The 19,610-nt window shown below is 64.9% G+C and carries 16 protein-coding genes; 8 read left to right on the top strand and 8 right to left on the bottom strand.

What is annotated here, in order from left to right; translation table 11 throughout:
• Positions 1-38 precede the first annotated feature (38 nt).
• Both J4G43_RS00165 and J4G43_RS00160 read right to left on the bottom strand, forming a co-directional pair.
• A complete protein-coding gene (locus J4G43_RS00165) occupies positions 39-1,733 on the bottom strand; it encodes an AMP-binding protein (RefSeq protein ID WP_208089216.1) in 1,695 nt (564 codons plus the stop codon).
• 118 nt (positions 1,734-1,851) lie between these two features.
• A complete protein-coding gene (locus tag J4G43_RS00160) occupies positions 1,852-3,045 on the bottom strand; it encodes a serine hydrolase domain-containing protein (RefSeq protein ID WP_208083709.1) in 1,194 nt (397 codons plus the stop codon).
• Between the two features lie 347 nt (positions 3,046-3,392).
• On the opposite strand from J4G43_RS00160, the gene J4G43_RS00155 reads away from it, so the two are divergent.
• On the top strand, positions 3,393-3,731 hold the full coding sequence (locus tag J4G43_RS00155) for a hypothetical protein (protein ID WP_208083708.1): 339 nt from the start codon (positions 3,393-3,395) through the stop codon (positions 3,729-3,731).
• A gap of 92 nt (positions 3,732-3,823) precedes the next feature.
• The gene (locus J4G43_RS00150) at positions 3,824-5,317 is read left to right on the top strand and encodes an NAD-dependent succinate-semialdehyde dehydrogenase (protein WP_208083707.1); all 1,494 of its coding nucleotides are present in this window, start codon (positions 3,824-3,826) and stop codon (positions 5,315-5,317) included.
• Positions 5,318-5,328: 11 nt separating this feature from the next.
• Here the strand turns inward: J4G43_RS00150 and J4G43_RS00145 are convergent, their stop codons facing one another.
• Complete coding sequence (locus J4G43_RS00145) at positions 5,329-5,952, bottom strand: helix-turn-helix domain-containing protein (RefSeq protein ID WP_208083706.1); 624 nt, start codon at positions 5,950-5,952, stop codon at positions 5,329-5,331.
• A gap of 306 nt (positions 5,953-6,258) precedes the next feature.
• On the opposite strand from J4G43_RS00145, the gene J4G43_RS00140 reads away from it, so the two are divergent.
• Together J4G43_RS00140 and J4G43_RS00135 are read left to right on the top strand one after the other, a co-directional pair.
• Complete coding sequence (locus tag J4G43_RS00140; protein WP_208083705.1) at positions 6,259-7,179, top strand: NAD(P)H-binding protein; 921 nt, start codon at positions 6,259-6,261, stop codon at positions 7,177-7,179.
• Positions 7,180-7,187: 8 nt separating this feature from the next.
• Positions 7,188-7,541, top strand: a complete 354-nt coding sequence (locus tag J4G43_RS00135; protein WP_167767947.1) for a nuclear transport factor 2 family protein — start codon at positions 7,188-7,190, stop codon at positions 7,539-7,541.
• 45 nt (positions 7,542-7,586) lie between these two features.
• Here J4G43_RS00135 and J4G43_RS00130 read toward each other — a convergent pair whose 3' ends face one another.
• From J4G43_RS00130 to J4G43_RS00120, 3 genes are all read right to left on the bottom strand, one after another.
• Positions 7,587-9,803 (bottom strand): SLC26A/SulP transporter family protein, encoded by a 2,217-nt coding sequence (locus J4G43_RS00130; RefSeq protein ID WP_208083704.1) that lies wholly within the window; start codon positions 9,801-9,803, stop codon positions 7,587-7,589.
• A 398-nt stretch (positions 9,804-10,201) separates the two neighbouring features.
• A complete protein-coding gene (locus J4G43_RS00125; protein WP_208083703.1) occupies positions 10,202-11,116 on the bottom strand; it encodes a phosphoribosylaminoimidazolesuccinocarboxamide synthase in 915 nt (304 codons plus the stop codon).
• Between the two features lie 78 nt (positions 11,117-11,194).
• Complete coding sequence (locus J4G43_RS00120; protein ID WP_038935859.1) at positions 11,195-12,112, bottom strand: pirin family protein; 918 nt, start codon at positions 12,110-12,112, stop codon at positions 11,195-11,197.
• Between the two features lie 64 nt (positions 12,113-12,176).
• On the opposite strand from J4G43_RS00120, the gene J4G43_RS00115 reads away from it, so the two are divergent.
• The 3 genes from J4G43_RS00115 to J4G43_RS00105 all read left to right on the top strand — a co-directional run bounded on the left by J4G43_RS00115 (position 12,177) and on the right by J4G43_RS00105 (position 15,449).
• Positions 12,177-12,749: a GNAT family N-acetyltransferase gene (locus J4G43_RS00115; RefSeq protein ID WP_166347542.1), complete on the top strand. Its 573-nt coding sequence runs from the start codon at positions 12,177-12,179 to the stop codon at positions 12,747-12,749.
• A 62-nt stretch (positions 12,750-12,811) separates the two neighbouring features.
• Entirely contained in the window at positions 12,812-13,876 is a 1,065-nt protein-coding gene (locus J4G43_RS00110) for a helix-turn-helix domain-containing protein (protein WP_208089215.1), read from the top strand.
• Between the two features lie 145 nt (positions 13,877-14,021).
• Positions 14,022-15,449, top strand: a complete 1,428-nt coding sequence (locus J4G43_RS00105; protein WP_208083702.1) for a serine hydrolase domain-containing protein — start codon at positions 14,022-14,024, stop codon at positions 15,447-15,449.
• Positions 15,450-15,638: 189 nt separating this feature from the next.
• Here J4G43_RS00105 and J4G43_RS00100 read toward each other — a convergent pair whose 3' ends face one another.
• A complete protein-coding gene (locus J4G43_RS00100) occupies positions 15,639-17,006 on the bottom strand; it encodes an MmgE/PrpD family protein (RefSeq protein ID WP_208083701.1) in 1,368 nt (455 codons plus the stop codon).
• 119 nt (positions 17,007-17,125) lie between these two features.
• On the opposite strand from J4G43_RS00100, the gene J4G43_RS00095 reads away from it, so the two are divergent.
• The gene (locus J4G43_RS00095; RefSeq protein ID WP_208083700.1) at positions 17,126-18,241 is read left to right on the top strand and encodes an FUSC family protein; all 1,116 of its coding nucleotides are present in this window, start codon (positions 17,126-17,128) and stop codon (positions 18,239-18,241) included.
• A 4-nt stretch (positions 18,242-18,245) separates the two neighbouring features.
• Here the strand turns inward: J4G43_RS00095 and J4G43_RS00090 are convergent, their stop codons facing one another.
• Positions 18,246-19,559 (bottom strand): SMI1/KNR4 family protein, encoded by a 1,314-nt coding sequence (locus tag J4G43_RS00090; protein ID WP_208083699.1) that lies wholly within the window; start codon positions 19,557-19,559, stop codon positions 18,246-18,248.
• Positions 19,560-19,610 lie beyond the last annotated feature (51 nt).

Raw genomic sequence — 19,610 nt, 5'->3', positions numbered from 1 at the left:
GGAATGACAGTCGTGCTGTGGCGAGAGCACTCAGCCCCTCACGCCGTCTTCGCCGCCTTCAATCCCAGCCGCTGCTCCACCGCGTCGCGCATCACGAATTTCTGGATCTTGCCGGTCACGGTCATCGGAAACTCGTCGACGAACTCCACATAGCGCGGGATCTTGTTGTGCGCGATCTGGCCGTCGCAGAACGCGCGAACCTCCTCGGCCGTCAGCGTCTCGCCCGGCCTGACGCGGATCCAGGCGCAGAGCTCCTCGCCATAGCGGGTGTCTGCCACGCCAAAAATCTGCGCGTCCTGAATCTTGGGGTGGCGATACAGGAATTCCTCGATCTCGCGCGGATAGAGGTTCTCGCCGCCGCGGATCACCAGATCCTTGATGCGGCCGACGATGTTGCAATAGCCCTCGTCGTCGATGGTGGCGAGATCGCCGGTGTGCATCCAGCCATTGGCATCAAGCACGTCCGCCGTCTTTTCCTTCTCCTCCCAATAGCCCAGCATGATGCTGTAGCCGCGGGTGCAGAGCTCGCCGCGTTCGCCGCGCTTGACGATCCTGCCCTCGAGATCGACGACCTTGACCTCGACATGCGGATGAATCCGTCCGACGGTAGAGACGCGCCGTTCGAGCGGGTCGTCCGTCGCGCTCTGGAAGCTGACCGGACTGGTCTCGGTCATGCCGTAGGCGATGGTGACCTCGCGCATGTTCATCTCGGTGTTGACGCGCTTCATCACCTCGATCGGGCAGGGCGCGCCCGCCATGATGCCGGTGCGCAGCGATGTCAGGTCGAACTTTGGGAATTCGGGGTGATCGAGCTCCGCGATGAACATCGTCGGCACGCCGTACAGCGCCGTGCACTTTTCCTGCTCGACCGCGCGCAGCGTCGCGAGCGGATCGAAGCCCTCGCCGGGATATACCATCGTCGTGCCGAGCGTGACGGAGGCGAGGTTGCCCATCACCATGCCGAAGCAGTGATAGAGCGGCACCGGAATGCAGATGCGATCCTGCTCGGTCAGGTGCATCGCACGGCCGGTGAAATAGCCATTGTTGAGGATATTGTGGTGCGTCAGCGTCACGCCCTTGGGCGATCCCGTGGTGCCGCTGGTGAACTGGATGTTGACGGGATCGTCGAACTGCAAGGCAGCGCCGAGTGCAGTGAGCTGCTCGCGATGCTGCGCTCCGCCCATGCGCGCGACCTCTTCGAACGGGATCGTGCCCGATGCCGCGGGGCCACCGATCTGGATCACCATCCGCAGGTCCGGCAGTCGCGCTGCGTTGAGTTGTCCGGGCTTGGCGCCGGCCAGTTCCGGCAGCAGTGTGTTGAGCATCTCAATGTAATGACTGGTCTTGAACACGGTCGCCGTGACGATCGCCTTGCAGCCGACCTTGCGCAGCGCGAACTCCAGCTCGCTCAAACGGTAGGCGGGATTGATCGTCACCAGGATCAGGCCGGCCTTGGCGGCGGCGAACTGGGTCAGCGTCCATTCCGGCCGGTTCAGCGACCAGATGCCGATCCGCTGCCCCCGCTCGAGGCCGAGCGCGAGAAAGCCGGCGGCGAGCGCGTCGACCCGTTCGGCGAATTCCGTCCAGGTCCATCGCACGCCGTGGCTAGGCGAGACCAGCGCCTCGCGATGGCCCCAGCGCCGCACGGCGCGGTCAAGGCTGCGGCCGATGGTTTGGCCGAGCAGCGGCGTGTCCGAGATGCCGCAAACATAGCTGTCGGCTTTATCAGCCAAATTGTCCGCCAAGCTCGTCTCCTCAAAGCTCTTGCCTCGTGCCTGAAGCCGATGGCCTTGGCACGAGGTTATCCATTGCAGCGAAGGCGCGCGACGCCGCGCGCCTCATACTAAGGGGTTAGGCCGCCTTCTTCCCGCTGCCCGCATCGAGCCCGGCATACACGCCACGCTCGAATCCCGTGAAGGCCTCGATGCACTTGGCGTCGACGAACGGCAACACCTGCATCAGGATCACGCCGGAAACATCGCGCGCCGGGTCGATCCAGAAATAGGTGTTGGCGAGACCGGCCCAGGCGAGGCTGCCGGCGCTGCGGCCCTCCGGCGTCTTGGCAGTATTGATCAGGAAGGACAGCCCCCACTTCTTCACGATGTCGGGGAAGAGATCGACATCGTTAGTGTACATGGGCGCAACCGTCGTCATCTTGCCAATGGTGAGATCGCCGATGTGGTTCTGGCCCATCAGCGCGACCGTCTCGGGCTTCAGCACCTGGTTGCCGTTGCCGCGGCCCTTGTTGAGGATCATCTGGGTGAACTTGATGTAGTCGCCGGCAGTGCCGTAAAGGCCGCCGCCGCCCATGCAAAATTCCGGATTCTGCTCGATCTCGAACGGGATCGGCGCCAGCGATCCATCCTCGCCGCGAGCATGGGTGGCGACCAGCCGCTGGCGCATGTCGTCGGTGATCTTGAAGCCGGTGTCGCTCATACCGAGCGGAGTGAAGAGATTGTCGCGCAGATAGGCATCGAGCCGCTTGCCGCTCACGGCTTCCACTGCCTTGCCGACGAAGTCGATGTTGATGCCGTATTCCCAGCGCGTACCGGGATCAGACATGATCGGCGTCTTCAGCGCGACGTCCTGGCAGGAGAAGATGTTCGGGGTTCCGGTCTTCTCCAGATAGACCGCGAGATCGCCGTTCCACACATTGTAAGCAAAACCGGCGGTGTGGGTCATGAGCTGGCGCAGCGTGATCGCGCCCTTCGCCGGTCGCAGCTTCGGCTCGCCCTTGGCATCAAAACCTTCGAGCACCTGCGGCTTGGCGAGGTCGGGCAGCACCGAACCGATCGGCGCATCCAGCGACAGCTTGCCCTGCTCCACGAGCTGCATCGCGCCCGCTGATGTCACCGCCTTCGTCATCGACGCGATCCAGAACACGCTGTCGTCGGTCATCGCATCGGGCTTGGACAGGTCGCGCTTGCCGAACGCGCCTTGATAGATCACGTCGTTGCCGCTGGCGGCGATCGCGACGACGCCGGGAATCTCCTTGGCGTCGCTCTTCTGGCGCAGGATCTCGTCGATCTGGGCTTTGCTTTGCATACGCGTTTCCTCCGGTTTGATTATTGTTGGAAGTGAATGATTGTCCTCCTGCACGGTCCGCGCGGCAAGCGCGTCCAGATGCCCGCGCCGGTCGCGATGTCGTGACTTGACGGTCCGTGGCCTGCGCAGGACGAGAGAGGGCTGAACTGCAACACTCCGTCACAATCTGCGGTGGATGGCCGCAACTCACCGTGACCGTGGATGGGCTCTGGCGATATGTTTCACGTGTTTGAAGCACTTGAAACATTTTGTGCGTTGCGGCGTTTCCGCACGCGGCCAATCGACGGCCAACGTTAAGACTTGATGCAAATATTAGCGGTCGTTCATGACCGCGAGGGGGACCTCAGATGATTTCGACCTGGAGCGAATGGAAGCGCTATCCCCGTCCCGGACGGGGCGACAATCTCGAGGCGCCGATTTCGCCCAGCATTTACGAGGTCCGGATCGCCGGCACCGGCGCGCTCTATTCGTTCGGCGCCGTCGACAATCTGGCGCAGGCGCTGGCGCTGCTGCCGGTGGGCTCGAAATCCTGGTTCGGCCGCCGCGACACCTCGGACGTTCCCGATCTCGAATACCGGACGTGCGCGACGTCCTCGAAGGCCGACGCCAAGGCAGCCGCCGAGCGCATGATCGGCCGGCGCGAGACCTATATGAGGCGCGGCATAACCGCGCCGTTGCCACTTTAACTCCCAGCAGATGTGCGTTGCGGGACGGTGCATTGCGCGCCGTCTGTCCCTATATTCGGGGCCGATCCGATCGCGCCCCGAGGAGTAACGCCATGACCCCGACTGCCGCCGCACGCGCCCCGCAAGCCACGTCCAATCTGCGCGACCGGTTGAAGGATCCGTCGTTGCTGAAGGAGGCCTGCTACATCGACGGCGCCTGGGTCGGCTCGCCGGTCTTCGCGGTGAACAATCCCGCGACCGGCATCGAGCTCGCGAAGGTTCCGCAGCTTGGTGCGGACGATACGACCAAGGCGGTCGAGGCCGCCGAGCGCGCCTTTCCGGCCTGGGCCAAGCACACCGCCAAGCAGCGCTCCAACATCCTGCGCAAATGGTTCGAGCTGATCATCGCCAACCGCGAGGATCTCGCGCTGATCCTCACCTCCGAGCAGGGCAAGCCGCTCTCCGAGGCGCTCGGCGAGGTCGATATCGGTGCCGCCTATATCGAGTTCTTCGCCGAGGAAGCCCGTCGCGTCTATGGCGAGACCATCCCGACGCAGCGGCCCGATGCGCGCCTGCTCGCGATCAAGCAGCCGATCGGCGTCTGCGGCGCGATCACGCCGTGGAATTTCCCGAACTCGATGATTACCCGCAAGGTTTCGCCGGCGCTGGCGGCCGGCTGCACCGTGGTGTTGAAGCCTGCCAACGAGACGCCGCTCTCGGCGCTGGCGCTGGCCGTGCTCGCCGAGAAGGCCGGCGTGCCCAAGGGCGTGCTCAACATCATCACCGGTGACGCGCCGCCGATCGGCAAGGTGCTGTGCGAGCATCCGGCGGTGCGCTTCGTCGGCTTCACCGGCTCGACCGCGGTCGGCAAGATCCTCTACCAGCAGGCCGCCGTCGGCGTGAAGCGGCTCGGCCTCGAGCTCGGCGGCAATGCGCCGTTCGTGGTGTTCGACGATGCCGATATCGATGCCGCGGTCGAAGGCGCGATCGTCTCGAAATACCGCAACATGGGTCAGACCTGCGTCTGCGCCAACCGCATCTACGCCCAGGACAAGATCTACGACGAGTTCGTGCAGAAGCTCTCGAAGAAGGTCGCGGCGATGAAGATCGGCGATGGCACCGAGAGCGGCGTCACGCAGGGCCCGCTGATCAATTTGAAAGCGGTCGACAAGGTCGAGCGCCACATCGCGGACGCGGTCAAGCGCGGCGCCAAGGTCGTCACCGGCGGCAAGCGCAGCGAGCTCGGCCGCTCCTTCTTCGAGCCGACGGTGCTTGCCGACGTCAAGGCGGACTCGCTGGTGGCGCAGGAAGAAACGTTTGGCCCGCTCGCGCCGGTGATCCGCTTCAAGGACGAGGCCGATGTGATCGCGATGTGCAACGCCTCGCCGTTTGGCTTGGCTTCGTACTTCTACTCGCGCGATCTCGGCCGCGTCTGGCGCGTCGCCGAAGCGCTGGAATCCGGCATGGTCGGCGTCAACACCGGCCTGATCACGACCGAAGTCGCGCCTTTCGGCGGCGTCAAGGAAAGCGGCCTTGGCCGCGAAGGCTCGCGTCACGGCATGGAAGAATATGTCGAGATCAAATACGTGATGATGGCGGGGGTGTAGGGCCTCGCCGATCAGTCCTTGCTTCGACGTAGTTCGCTGGGACTGCGTCCGAGCTCGCGTCGCATCCATTTGGCCAGATGGGACTGATGGGCAAAGCCCGCTTCGAGGGCAACATCGCTTAGCTTGCGATCGCCTTGAAGGAGGAGCTGGCGCGCGTGCTCCACTCTCCTTCTCAGGATGTAGCGATGAATCGTGACATCCATGGCCGCCTTGAACCAGGTCCGTAGATGCGAGCTGCTGACGCCGGCCTCGCGGCTGAGAATGTCGATTGTGAGCGGCTGGTCGAGATTTGCATCGATATAGGCGAGGACTCTCTGGAGCTGCGCGTTCGAGAGGCGGATGGCCTCTCCCGGCGGATCATTCACCAGGTTGATCAATTCGACCGCCAGGGCCATTCCCACGTTTTCGGCAAACAACGGGCCGCTCGGCGAGCCCGCTTTCACGTCGCTTTCGAGAGCCTGTCCAAGCAGAACGATGCGGTCATTCCGCAGCATATGATGATGCGTGAGCCGGGCGGCTGCCAATTGTCGGCTCCTTGATGCTGCATGGTCCAGCATGCCTGGTGCGAGCCGGATCTGAAGCGACTGGTAGGGCGTCTCAGCCACGAAGCCGCCGATGGCGCCGGACGGAACCACATCGATATCGCCGGCCTGACGTAGAAAATGCTCCCCGGTCTCGAGACAGAATGAGCGCGTCGCCCGGCTGAGGTGGATGATGATGCGGTGATCGCCGATCGGCTCCAGCGCAACGGCGTCAGGCTCGGTTCGCCTGGCCGCAGCGGTGGCGCCGGCCGATGTTGACGCCGAACTCGATCTCGCACGCATGGGTCAGGCTCCAGATCTTGGCGGAACGTGTTCGATATTTGGCGGATCGTGCGCGATTTTCAACGGCGCCGGCGTCAAAGAACTCATCTGTCGTTTCCCGACAAATGAGGATGCCAAGTGAGTCACTACGTGATTGTGGGAACCGGCCCGGTCGGGCGCGAAACCGCGCGCCTTCTGGCGGAAGAAGGGCACAGTGTCATCCTGACCAGCAGGAATGCCGGATCGCTCAATGCCGGCGATGTGCGTACGGTTTCGTCGGATGCCACCGATGCCGCACAGCTGGCGGTACTCAGCAAGGGCGCGGATGCGGTCTTCATGTGCGCGATGGCGGCCTATCATCGTTGGCCGACCGACTTCTTTCCGATCATGGACGGAACGGTCAAGGCGGCCGAGCAGGTTGGTGCCAGGCTGCTCGTGGTCGGGAATGTCTATGGCTATGGCGCGGGAGCTGCGAGCCCTCTCACGCCGGACCTGGCGCCGGACCCGACCACCCGAAAGGGCACGACCCGGCACATCATGTGGCAGCGTGCGTTGCGATCGAGCGTTCCCGCCCTTGAAGTGCGGGCGAGCGATTATCTCGGCGACGGCGCAGTCGCCTATTTTTCCCTGCTGGCGTTGCCGTCGCTGCTTAGGAACGAGCCGGTTGCCTTCCTCGGCGATCCGGATGCCGCGCATGCCTGGTCTTTCACCAAGGACACGGCGAAGACGCTGGTTGCGGCGTCGCGCTTCACTGGAGAATGGGGCCGCGCCTTTCACGTTCCGTCGCAGTCGGCGTCGGTGCGCGAACTGGTACGGAGATTCGCAGCCGCGCTGAAGATCGACACTCCTCGCCTGTCGCGACTCGCCCCGGCTGAGCTGGAAGGCATCGGTTTCAGCGAAGGGATCGAGATGGCCTATTTGTTCGAAAAGCCGCTTTTGCTCGATGCCGGCGATACAGAGAAACTGCTGGGCGTCACCGCGAGCAGCCTGGACACGATGGTTCGCGACACACTTTCGCAAGTAGCAGACATGGATGCGACAGGGAAGGAAGCAAAATGAGTGGACAGGTGACCAATCTCGTCCAGAACTACATCGCGGTCTGGAACGAGAGAGATGCCGGGAAGCGCCGGTTGCTGATCGACAGAGTCTTCAGCGACGCGTGCGTCTATATCGATCCGAATGACTCGGTGGCTGGAAAGGATGCGATCGAGCGCCTGGTGCAAGCCTTGCAAGCGAGACTTCCGGATCTCCGCTTCACGCTCGCCGGTCACGTGAACGCGCATCACGATCAGGTCCTGTTCGGCTGGACGCTGGCTGCGCCCGGAGCCGCAACACCTGCCGCCACAGGCGTCGACATGGCGGTGTTGGACGGTGACCGCATTCGGCAGCTTCATGGATTTGTAAATCCGCGGGACCAATAGCGTGTAGCCCGGATTGCGCTCCGCTCCATCCGGGCTGCGCGCCCGTCACCGCCTCAGCACCGCAATCGTGCGGTTCGCGAACGTCAGCCGCTCGGCCATGACCGACACGAAGTAGGTCAGCAGCTTGTGGCTGAGCGCGGGGTCCTCGTCCCTGATGGCGTCGAACTGGAGCGTGTTGAGCACGTAGAGCACGCTGGCGACCTCGGCCTGGATCGTCGCGCTGCGCGGCGAGTTCGACACCAGGCCCATCTCGCCGATCGTGGTGTAGCGTCCCAGGCTGCGCACGCGCGTGGTGCGGTCGTCGTCGGCGGGGACCATGATGCCGACGCGGCCGTCGAGGATGAAATGCATGGAATCGGCGGGGTCGCCGGCCTGCACGATGATGTCGCCGGCCTCGACCTCGAGGCGCTGGCAGCGGTGGATCAGCGCGTCGGCGTCGGCCTCGCTGTCGAGTATCCCCGTGAACCAGTCGCGCAGGCTGGCCTCTTCCTGCTCCCGCCCCTGATGCTGCGAGATGATCTCATTCTCGCACCATTCCAGCGCATGATCGAGCTCGCCGATGATGGTGACGCCCTCGCCGATGAAGTCGCTGGAGCGCAGCACCTTCTCGGCCGCCGCCGACAGGTGCACCAGGATCAGCTCGACGCCGAGGTCATGCGCGCTGCGCTTGATCTGGGCGAAGCTGTAGGCAGCCGAGGAATCGACGCCGGTGACGAGCTTGAAGTCGAACAGCAGATAACGGCACTCCGGGCGCTCCTGGAGCAGCTGCTTGACGTGCTGGTAGAGCCGGTTGGCGGAGCCGAAGAACAGATAGCTCTGCAAATTCAGGCCCCGGATGTTGCCGCCATGGGCGAGCAGCACGTCCTGGTCGTCGCGCGAGCGGTCGAGCGAGGAGCGATATTCCGAGCCGTCGAAACTGTACTTGATCGACTCCACCCGAGCGGCGCTGAACGCAAACGTCGCGCAGCCGATGATCACGCCGATCAGGATGCCCGGCACGAAGCCCCAGGCGACGATGATCGCGATGATCGCGATCAGGGAGAGATATTCGAGCTTCGAGAGCCGCTTGCGCGACTCGATGATCCATTTGTGGAGCTGGTCGGCACCGAGATAGAGCAGAAGGCCACCGATGACGAATTTCGGGATGAAGCCGAGCAGATCGGGCGCGACGGCAAGCATCAGCAGGGACAGCGCCGCGACCGTGAGGCCGGACAAGCGCCCGCGGCCGCCGCTGGAGAAATTGAGGATCGAACGGCTGATCGAGCTGCAGCCGGCATAGCCACCCAGCATGCCGGTCAGGATATTGGCGGCGCCGGTGACGTTCAGCTCGCGCTCCAGATTGGCCTCGCGATGCACGGCAACCTCGATGCCGGTGGTGTTGAACAGCGTGCTGGAGGCCGTGACGAAGATGACGGCAACCACGTTGCCGAGCAGGTCCGGCACGGCAAACCAGGGATAGCGGGCGAGATCGTCGGTGTGCCAGGGCAGCACGAAGACCGCCTGCGGCGGCGGCTGAAACGTCCAGCCCAGGGCGCGGGCGTGATCGAATGAAACACCGGTGATCCAGAACGCCAGATGCGCCGTGAGCACGCCGCCGACCAGGATGATCGGCAGTCCGAACGGGCTGCGCGAGCGATGCCAGGTCAGGTACAGCACCAGCGCCATCGCGCAGGCGGCGCCCAGCTCGAGCAATGTGGTGCCGTTGGCGAAGTGCGTCAGCGTCGTGAACTGGAGCGGGTGGTTGGTGATCACCCGCACCGCGCCCAGGGCGATGAGAAGTCCGGTGGCGCCGAGGAAGCCGCCGACGACGGGATAGGGCACGTAGCGGATGGCGCGGCCCAGCCGCGTCAGGCCCAATCCGCACAGCACCAATCCGGTCAGCACCGTCGACAGGCCGAGCGTGACAAGAACCGGCGAGAGCAGCGGTGCCGACAGGTTCGCCGTCTCGAGGCGTTCGACCACCGAGGCCGCCAGGATTCCAGTCACCGCCGCGGTCGAGCTGTCGGGGGCACCAACTGCGAAGGGCAGGGAGCTGCCGAGCCCGATGACGACCGCGAGCACCGCGGAACTGACGAACGTCGCCGTGATTCCGTAGGACAGGTAAGGCGAGAGCGGCCCGGCGAAGATCAGCAGCGAATAGGACAGCCCGAAGGTGACGGTCAGGACGCTGGCCGCCGTTCCGCCCAATATATCATTCAACGCACGCTTGAGGGCCGGATTGAATCGCGAAGCCGGGCTGAAAATAATTGCTGGATCGGTCACGCCGTTGCGCTCGCCCCTGAAAAGTCCCGTTCCGAGACGTAGACGAGTACGGGCCTAGCGCAACTGGATTCTTGTAACTGTGAAATATCCGACAGTTTTGCGGTGAGGATCTCCGTTCATGATGTGTGAATGGTCAACCATATGGTGGACCCACCGCTGTCATTCCCCGCGAAAGCGGGGAATCCAGTACGCCGCAGCCTCTCCGTATCCCATCGCCGTCTCTGGAATACTGGATCGCCCGGTCAAGCCGGGCGATGACAGTTGAGGGTGTGGCGAACAGCTTTCCAATCCCGTCATTGCGAGGAGCGAAGCGACGAAGCAATCCAGACCGTTACCGCAGAGGGATTCTGGATTGCTTCGCTTCGCTCGCAATGACGGAGCGAGACGAAACAGCCGTGCTAAATCTTCAGCTCTTTCCCCGTCACGCGCCTGTAAGCTTCGAGATAGCGCTTGCTGGTTGCGTCCACGACGCTGGCGGGCAGCGGGGGCGGCGGCGCGTCGCCGTTCCAGCGGCCGGCGTGGCGCTCGACGTCGAGATAGTCGCGCAACGGCTGCTTGTCGAAGCTCGCCTGCGGCTGGCCGGGCTTGTAGGCATCGACCGCCCAGAAGCGCGAAGAATCCGGCGTCATGCCTTCGTCGATCTGGATGATACGGCCGTCCTTGTCGCGGCCAAACTCGAACTTGGTGTCGGCGATGATGATGCCCTGCTCGCGGGCGAGCTCCTCGCCGAGCGTATAGACCGCGCGCGTCATGCTCTCGAGCGTGTAGGCGACCTCGTCGCCGACGACTTCGCGCATCTTGGCGATGGTGATGTTCTCGTCATGGCCAGTCTCGGCCTTGGTCGCCGGGCTGAAGATCGAAGGCTCCAGCTTCTCGCTCTCGACGAGGCCCGCCTTCAGCTTCTCGCCGGCCAGCGTGCCGCTGGCGGCATATTCCTTCCAGGCCGATCCCGAGAGATAGCCGCGGATCACGCATTCGATCGGGAAGACGGTGGTGCGGCGCGACAGCATGGCACGGCCGAGGATCTCGGCGCGATGCGGCTTCAAGGCCGGCACGGCGGCAATGATCTCGTCGGCGTCGGCGCTGATCATGTGATGCGGCACCACGCCTTCGAGCTCGTTGAACCAGAATGCGCTGATCTGGGTCAGCACCGCGCCCTTCATCGGGATGGTCTCGCCCATCACGACGTCGAAGGCGCTGATGCGATCGGTGGTGACGAGCAGCAGGCGGTCGTCGTCGACGGCGTAGATATCGCGCACCTTGCCGCGTCCGATCTTGGGCAGGGGCAGGTCACTGGAGAGCATGGCGGTCATCGGCAGGGCCTTCGCAGACAAGTCCTTCGGACAGGGGATTCAGGCCGCACTGGATGGTACGGCCTAAATCGGGATAGCCTATTCCGGCAGCGGAATGAACTCATGTTCCTGCGGAACCGCGGCGAAGCGGCCGGTTTTCCAGTCCTGCTTGGCCTGCTCGATCCGCTCCTTGCTGGAGGAGACGAAATTCCACCAGATGTGGCGCGGGCCTTCCAATGCATCGCCACCGAGAAACATCATGCGCGTCGCCTTCAGCGCCTTCACGGTGATGTGGTCGCCGGGCCGGAAGATCAGCAGCCGCGGCCCCTCATAACGCTCGTTCGCGATCTCGACCTCGCCGTCGACGACGTAGATGGCGCGCTCCTCATGGTCGGGGTCGAGCGGCACGCTGGCGCCCGCGACCGCCGTGACCTCGGTGTAGAACCAGGGCGACACCATCGTAACCGGCGAGGTGATGCCGAACGCGGAGCCCGCGATCACCCGCGCGGTGAAATCGCGCTCGGAAATCATCGGCAGATCGCCCGCGCCGTAATGCTGGAACGACGGCGCGATCTCTTCGGATCCGGCCGGCAGCGCGATCCAGCTTTGCAGGCCCAGCATCTGCTGGCCCGAGGCGCGCTGCGCGTCCGGGGTGCGCTCGGAATGGGCGATGCCGCGGCCGGCGGTCATCAGATTCATCGCGCCGGGCGCTATCTCCTGGACGTTGCCCTCGCTGTCGCGATGCATAATCGAGCCGTCGAACAGATAGGTGACGGTGGCAAGCCCGATATGCGGATGCGGCCGCACGTCCATGCCCTTGCCGGAGACGAACTGCACGGGGCCGAAATGATCGAAGAAGATGAAGGGCCCGACCATCTGCCGCTTACCGTGCGGCAGCGCGCGGCGCACCACGAACCCGTCGCCGAGGTCGCGGGTGCGAGGCACGATGACGAGATCGAGCGCGTCGCAGGACATGGGATCGCCGAGCACGGGATCGTTCGAGGGTTGCCAGCTCATCTTGGTCTCCTGTTTCTTGCTGGTATGATCGTAACAGAACAATGTCGGGAACGGGAGAAGACCGATGATCCCACCGCTCAAGCCAGGCGCCAGGCTGCTCGAGGTCACAGGCCCCAGAATCGAGACGGAACATTTGATCCTGCGGCCATGGCGCGCGGGCGATATTGCACCGAACGCAGCGATGCTGTCCGATCCCGGCACCGCCCGCTTCATCGCCGCCGACGGCAAGCCGGTCACGACCGAGATTGCCGGCTGGCGTAACGCGGCCGTGATCTCCGGACACTGGGCGCTCCACGGCTTCGGCATGTTTGCGGTCGAGGAGAAATCGAGCGGCAGCTACATCGGGCGGGTTGGTCCGTGGTGCCCGCCGGGCTGGCCCGGCTTCGAGGTCGGTTGGGGCATCGCCAGGGAATTCCGCGGCAAAGGTTATGCGGTGGAAGCGGCCAGCGCATCGATCGACTGGGTGTTCGACAGCTTTGAGATCGACGAGATCATGCACTGTATCGAGAGCACGAATACACCGTCGCAGGGCGTGGCGCGCAGCCTGGGAGCCCGGAAGGAGCGCGAGATCGATCTGTTCGGCAAGCCGGCCGACGCCTGGATCACGTCGCGCGCCGCGTGGACCCGGCGAAATTGAATCGGTCTTTGATCTGAACTAGGTTCGCGTCACGCGCGTGCGTGCGCGATCGGGTCGACCGGATGCTGCTTGCCCATCTCGAACTTGCCTTTCGCGCCGGCGCAGTGGCGCTGCTGTTGGTGTTGGCGGCATCGTTGTTCTCGGACTTCCGCAACGTGCTGGCGGCTCGCCTCGGCGCAGCTTTCGCGCTCGGCTCGGCCGCGCATGCGGTGAGCTATTCGGTCGGCGTGACGTCGCTGGTGCCGGCCTGGCATGCGCCGCTGATCGCACTGTCGACCGGCAATATCGTGGTGTTCTGGCTGTTCACGCGCGCGCTGTTCGACGACGATTTTCGCTTGCGCTGGTGGCATGGGTTGATTTGGGCTCTGGTGACAGCCTTCAGCTTCGCCGGGTGCGTCTGGATCGCGCCGGGCGGCCATGTGCGCTTCTCCGTCACCGTGGTGAACCTGATCGTGCTCGGCTTCATCGCGCTCGCGGTGGGGCAGACGATCACTTCGTGGCCGGCCGACCTGGTCGAGCGCCGGCGGCGTGCCCGCGTCTTCATCGTCTGCGCCGCCGCGCTCTATGGTGGACTGAACGCACTGCTCCAGATTGCCGTCGCCGGCAGCGACGTCGGCGATGCCGCCAACACCATCAATGCCGGCGTGCTGGCCTGCGTCGTCGCGGCCATCGCCTACGCGATGATGCGTGTCGATGGCGCGGACCTGTTTCCGGCGAACACGGGCATCACGCCAGCGGTCGTTCTGAGCCATCCCGCAGCCACCGATGAAGCCGCCGACCAGAAGCTAATCGATGCCCTGATGCGGCTGATGGCGGACGAACGGATCTATCGCCAGGAGAACATCACCATCGGCGCGCTGGCGGGCCGGCTGAAAATTCCCGAATACCGGCTGCGCCGGCTGATCAACCAGCGGCTCGGCTACCGCAATTTCAATGTGTTCCTGAACAACCACCGAATCGAGGAAGCCAAGGCGGCGCTCGCCGATCCCGCGCAGGCCGAGGTCCCCGTCATCACCATCGCGATGGACGCCGGCTTCCAATCGCTCGGTCCCTTCAACCGCGCCTTCAAGGCGGTGACGGGCGTGACGCCGACGGAATATCGGCGGCTCAAGGTGAGTGCGGCGTAAGCTCTAACCCTTTCCAATCACGCCGAAATTCCAGAATCGACCAGCCCGGTTCAGTTTCAGCCAGTCCATTTTCCAAATCCGGCGAGCACTCCTCCGCCCGCTCCGGCTTCCTGCCCGGCACGTTCCCCGAAGCCGGAGAAAGCCCGTGACCCGCCGCCGCAAGATCATCCTCCTGACCACCGCCGTCGCCTGTATCGGCCTCGCATTCGGCGCGGCTCGCGCGCGCAACGCGCCGCAGGTCGCCACCGGCTTCCTCGCCGACATTCTCTGCGCCGAGACATTTGTCTCCGGCCTCGATCCGCAGCGCACCTTCACCGAGACCACCGACGCGATGCCCGGCACGGGCCTGATCACCTGGGCGATGGACTACCGGATCGACCGGGTGCGCAAGGACGTCACCGTGACGCTGTTCGGCCTCGGCCGTAGCCATGCCGTCTATCGCGAGGGGCTGGGCTGCACGCTCGAGCACGGCGCTGATATCGCCGACGTCGCGCCGCCGGTCGATGACAAACAGCCCGCATTGCTCCCCGAGATCGCGGGACCTTCGATCGTGCCGCCGCAAAGCGAGGGGCTATCGGCCGCACTCGATCGCGCCTTCACCGAACCCGCGCAACCGCCCACCCGCCGCACCCGCGCCATCGTCGTCATGAAGTCGGGCCGCGTCATCGCCGAGCGTTATGCGGATGGTGTCGGGCCGGAGACGCCCCTGCTCGGCTTCTCCATGACGAAGTCGGTGATCTCGGCGCTAACAGGCATTCTCGTGCGCCAGGGCAAGCTCAAGCTCGACGAGCCCGCGCCGGTCGCCGCCTGGAAAAACCCGAACGATCCCCGCCACGCCATCACCGTCGACCAGCTGCTGCGGCACACCGCGGGCCTCGCGCTCGGCAGCTCGCTGCAGGCTTCGCTCGGCTCCGCCTTCGAACCGGTCAATCGCATGAAATTCATCGAGGACGACATGGCCGCTTATGCTGCGAGCATGCCGCTTGCGACCGCGCCGGGCACGGTGTGGAATTATCACGACGGCAACACCATCATGCTCGCGCACCTGATCCGCAACGCCGCCGGCGGCAACCCCGCCGACGCGCTGCGCTTCGCGCGCCGCGAATTGTTCGCGCCGCTCGGCATGCGCCACGTCACGCTCCAGCTCGACGGCGCCGGCACGATCGAGGGATCGAGCGAGATGCTGGCCTCCGCGCGCGACTGGGCGCGCTTCGGTCAGTTCTATCTCAATGACGGCGTCGCCGGCGGCAAGCGTATCCTCCCCGAGGGCTGGGTGAATTACGCGGCGTCAGCCACGCCGAATGCCTGGGTCGGGATCGGCGCAGGCTTCTGGACCAACCAGGGCGACAGCTTTGGCGCCAAGTTTCGTGTCGACCACGGCTGGCCGCGCGATGCCTTCTTCGCCAAGGGCACGATCGGGCAGTACACGATCATCATTCCCTCGGAGCGTCTGGTGATCGTGCGGCTGGGCCGCTCGCCGAACTGGCCGCCGGAAGCCGACGGCGTGTTCGACCTGGTGCGGGATGTGGTGGCAGCCACGCGCGAGAAGGGGAAAATGGCGGGGGTGGATTGAGGTGCGAGCTCCTCTTCGCTTCTCCCCTTGTGGGAGAAGGTGGCGCGAAGCGCCGGATGAGGGGTCTCTATCCGCGAATTAGACCGCTAGAGAGTCGCGCGCGGAGAGAACCCCTCACCCGGCTGCGCTTCGCGCATCCACCCTCTCCCACAAGGGGCGAGGGTGCACCGTCTGCGCGGAGGGAATCTCCTACCGCCCCAGCTCCGTAGCCTTCGCCACGCGGTCGAACCGCTCCAGCGTCATGATCGCGTCGGCAAACTTCTCCGCGCGCGCGTTCAGCACCGGGCGCGCCAGCGTCAGAAACTTCTGCTGCATCGCCTGCGCATCGGGGAACGAATTCGGCTCTCCGGAAGGATCGGCATAGAGCCGCTCATGCACGCCATCGTCCGTCGTGATGCTGACGCGCGCGCCGAACGGATGGGTGCGGCCGACCTCGAGCCGGTCATCCTGCACCACGTCGAACTTGTCGGCGAGCGCATCGATCGCGGCGTCCCCAAGACGGTTGTAATCGTCCCAGCCGAACGAGCCCTGGTCGAGCGCGAGCGCGCCGGTGAAGAACATCGAGAACTGGCCGCCGACGATCGAGGTCGGATGCCGCTTGGTCGCGGCATCGCCGGTCAAGGTGATGCCGTTCCGGTGCAAACCGATCTCGACGCGCTTGACCTGGTCCGGCGTCAGATTGTGCTCGCGCCGCATCGCGATCAGCGCGTCGATCGCGGCGTGGGTGTAGCGGCAGCTCGGATATGGTTTGACGCCGATCTTCATGGTCTCGTAGGTCTTGCCGAGCTCGGCCACCGCCTTGTCGGGATGCGCATCGTCGGTGTAGCCGGCGAGCAGGCCGTGCTTGCCCTCGACCGATTCCGTCGCGCCGACGAAATCGTTGCGCGCCAGCGTCGCGGCGATCACGCCATTCATCGCGGCGGCGCCGACCTGGTAGCGCTTGTTCCAGGCGCCGTTGACCAGGAATTGCAGCGAGCCCGCGGCCTGGCTGCCGGAGACGCCGAACGCGGCGATGATCTGCTGCTCGGACAGGCCGAACAATTTGCCGGCGGCGGCCGCCGCGCCATAGGTGCCGGCGGTCGCGGTCGGATGGAAGCCGCGCGCATAATGCGAGGTCGGGTCGAGCGCGTTGCCGAGCCGGCAGCAGACCTCATAGCCCGCCACGATCGCGGTCAGCACGTCGCGGCCCGAGGCGCCGATCATCTCGCCGACGGCGAAGGCGGCCGGAACCACCGGCGCGCTCGGATGCAGCGAGGAATCGGCGTGGGTATCGTCGAAGTCGAGGGAATGGCCGAGCGCGCCGTTGAGGAGGGCGGCGACCGCCGGCGTCCAGGTCTTGCTGTCGCCGAACACGGTGGACTCACCCTTGGTGTCGAGCGCGAGCGCTTCCAGCATCTTCAGGATCGAGGGGGTGGATTCCGCCTCGCTGCGGGCCCGGATGGCGCTGCCGAGGAAGTCCAGCGTCAGCACCTTGGCGCGATCCAGCACCTCCACCGGAATATCCTGGTATGTCAGATTGACGACATAGGCGGCGAGCGTTGCGGTTTCGTGAGCCATCGTGTTTCCTCGTTTTGGCGCGCAAGTTAGGCGGGCTGATTTGGCCTTTCAAGCGGCCTTGGGGCCGCGGGCATCAGCCATGCTTTTGCCTGGCTTCAAAAGGATCGGGACTTCTGACGATGGCATTTGCAAAACAGCTGTTCGACCGGATCGGGTCGCGGCGGACGCAACTCGGATTGGCGATCCGGGTCACGGTGGCCGCGGTGGCGGCCTATGCGATCGCCACCGCGCTGCATCTGCTATTGCCACTCTGGGCCGTCCTAACCTCGCTGATCGTGACCCAGATGAGCGTCGGCCGCTCGTTGAAGGCGACGCGCGACTACGTGCTCGGCACCATCGGCGGCGCCATCTATGGCGGCGCCATCGCGATCCTGATCCCTTATTCGACCGAGGCGGGCCTGTTGGGGCTGCTGGTGCTGGCGGTCGCGCCGCTCGCCTTCGTGGCTGCGATCAACCCAAGCCTCAACGCCGCCACGGTGACGGCGATCATCGTGCTGCTGGTTCCGACCATGCATCATTCCGATCCCATGGCGTCGGCGATCGACCGCGTCAGCGAGGTCGGGGTCGGCGCCATCACTGGCCTGCTGGTCTCATTCCTGGTGTTGCCGTCGCGCGCTGTGCGGCAGATCCGCGCCAGCGCGGCCACGCTGCTCGAGCTGATCGCGGATGCCTTCACCGAACTGCTCGCGGGGCTCACGCGCGGCCGCGACAACGATGCGCTGCACCGGATCCAGGACGGCATCGGCACGGCAATGGTGGGCATGAATGCCATCGGCGCCGAAGCCGAGCGTGAGCGCTCCGCGCGACTGTCGAGCGGGCCCGACACCGGCCCGCTGCTGCGCACCGTGCTGCGGCTGCGCCATGACGTCGTGATGATCGGCCGTGCCACGGTGGTGCCGCTGCCGGCCGAGGTGCAGATGCGGCTTGCGGCCCCGCTGACGGAAGTCTCGACCGTGATCGCGCGGTTCCTTCGCTCCGCCGCTGCTGCCTTGCGCGAGGGTGCCGGCGCGCCGGCGATCCATCCGGTCCACGTCGCGCTCCAGCATTATGCCGAGGCCGTTGCCGCCGTCCGTCATGACGGCCTGATCCGCGGTCAGCCCGGCGACACCGCTGAGCGCTTCTTCGCGATCGGCTTCTCGCTGGAGCAGATGCACCAGAACCTCTGCGATCTCGATCGCGTCGTCGGCGAATGGTCGGAAGCCTCGACCGACAAGTCCGCGCGCGTGGCGGAATGATTCTTTAGAGGTCGAAGAAAGCGAGCACTGCCGCGTTGCGCTGCTCGATGCCGTCGGTCAGCGCCTTCAGCGCGACATCGAAGCCGGGCTGCTTCTGCTCCAACTCCCATGCGCCGTCATGGTCCCATTGAAAGCACTGGCCATAGCGCTCGCCCGGCTCGACATGGAGCAGCAGGCAGCGGCTGAGCTGCGACGGCTCGGCAACCGGCACCAGCTGTTTCAGCGAGACGCCGTATTCCTGACGGAAATAGGCGCAGGCCTCTTCGAGCTCGTCCTCGGAATGAGCAATGAAGTCGAGGACGTTGCGCAGCTGCGTGGCCAGCTCGTCCGGTGCATAGAAGCGTAGCTCGGAGGACGATTCAGGCAGCCGTACCAGCAGCTCGGTCTCGCCGCGTGTCAGCAGGAAATTTCGATAGTCATCGGGGAGCCGGACGCCGAGCGTCTGCTCCGCTTTGCTCACGTCCGCTTCGCTCGCCGGCGCACCGGGTTTCCAGCGCCAGCCTTTGCTTGATGTTCCCGCCTTGCGCTGGGCTTCGTAATCCTCATAGCCGGGAAACGCCATGATGTCCTCGTAGCCGCCGAACCGCGACCATTGAAAGGCGTCGTCGAAGGCCTCTTCGCGCCGCTCGGGAAAATAGCCGCAGAGCAGCTCGGCGCGCTTGAGGATGCGCGTGTGGTTCGGGGCGGTCTTGCAAAGATGCTCGATCGTCTTCAGTGATGCCTCGGGATTGTCGGCCTGAAGATAGACGTCGCTCAACAATTCCAGGATGCGCCCCTCGAGGTCGTTCTCATAGATGGACCACGCATAATGCGGCTGCCCGGCAGCGCGCCGCGCAACGAGCGTATCGCGCGCCTGTTCGGCAAAGCGCGCCGCCTGTGCGAGATCTTCACCGGCGACCTTGCCGCGGCGAGCGGCGTGCCAGAGATACAACGGCTCATGTTCGGCCGGCGTGCCCTTGAGCGCGTCGAGCTGCGCGGCCTGCTCGGCGATCGGCGCGCTGAGCGCCAGGATCATCAGCTCATCGAGCCCCTTCTGCCAGTCCGGCTTGGCTCGCGGATTGGGCCCGAGGTCGCGCAGCGTGTAGTTGGTATGGTCCGTCTCGACATAGCCGGCCGCGACCAGCTTGGCGACATGGCGGCGGAAAGCCGCTGCGGCGCCGGCGATATCAGGAAATTCCTTGCGCAGGAATTCGTTCGCGTCGGGATCGCCCTTCCAGTTCATATGAACGCCGATCACCATGGGATCGCTGCCCGGGACCAGCATCAGCTCGCGATCGTCATCGCCGGGTGCGCGGTGGAAGAACTTTGCCAGATACATGCGACCCTCCGAACGCGCCGCCGGGATCGGGGCGCCACGTCTCAGTCGCAG

This window comes from Bradyrhizobium barranii subsp. barranii (genome assembly GCF_017565645.3).
GTDB lineage: Bacteria > Pseudomonadota > Alphaproteobacteria > Rhizobiales > Xanthobacteraceae > Bradyrhizobium > Bradyrhizobium barranii.
The sequence above is the reverse complement of the archived record's forward strand: the minus strand, read 5'-3'. Positions and strand labels throughout refer to the sequence as shown.

Bases quoted from the DNA above. Each gene is read 5' to 3' on its own strand.
- J4G43_RS00160 (WP_208083709.1), bottom strand. From the start codon at position 3,045: ATGCAAAGCAAAGCCCAGATCGACGAGATCCTGCGCCAGAAGAGCGAC.
- J4G43_RS00155 (WP_208083708.1), top strand. From the start codon at position 3,393: ATGATTTCGACCTGGAGCGAATGGAAGCGCTATCCCCGTCCCGGACGG.
- J4G43_RS00150 (WP_208083707.1), top strand. From the start codon at position 3,824: ATGACCCCGACTGCCGCCGCACGCGCCCCGCAAGCCACGTCCAATCTG.
- J4G43_RS00125 (WP_208083703.1), bottom strand. From the start codon at position 11,116: ATGACCGCCATGCTCTCCAGTGACCTGCCCCTGCCCAAGATCGGACGC.
- J4G43_RS00120 (WP_038935859.1), bottom strand. From the start codon at position 12,112: ATGAGCTGGCAACCCTCGAACGATCCCGTGCTCGGCGATCCCATGTCC.
- J4G43_RS00115 (WP_166347542.1), top strand. From the start codon at position 12,177: ATGATCCCACCGCTCAAGCCAGGCGCCAGGCTGCTCGAGGTCACAGGC.
- J4G43_RS00110 (WP_208089215.1), top strand. From the start codon at position 12,812: ATGCTGCTTGCCCATCTCGAACTTGCCTTTCGCGCCGGCGCAGTGGCG.
- J4G43_RS00100 (WP_208083701.1), bottom strand. From the start codon at position 17,006: ATGGCTCACGAAACCGCAACGCTCGCCGCCTATGTCGTCAATCTGACA.
- J4G43_RS00095 (WP_208083700.1), top strand. From the start codon at position 17,126: ATGGCATTTGCAAAACAGCTGTTCGACCGGATCGGGTCGCGGCGGACG.
- J4G43_RS00090 (WP_208083699.1), bottom strand. From the start codon at position 19,559: ATGTATCTGGCAAAGTTCTTCCACCGCGCACCCGGCGATGACGATCGC.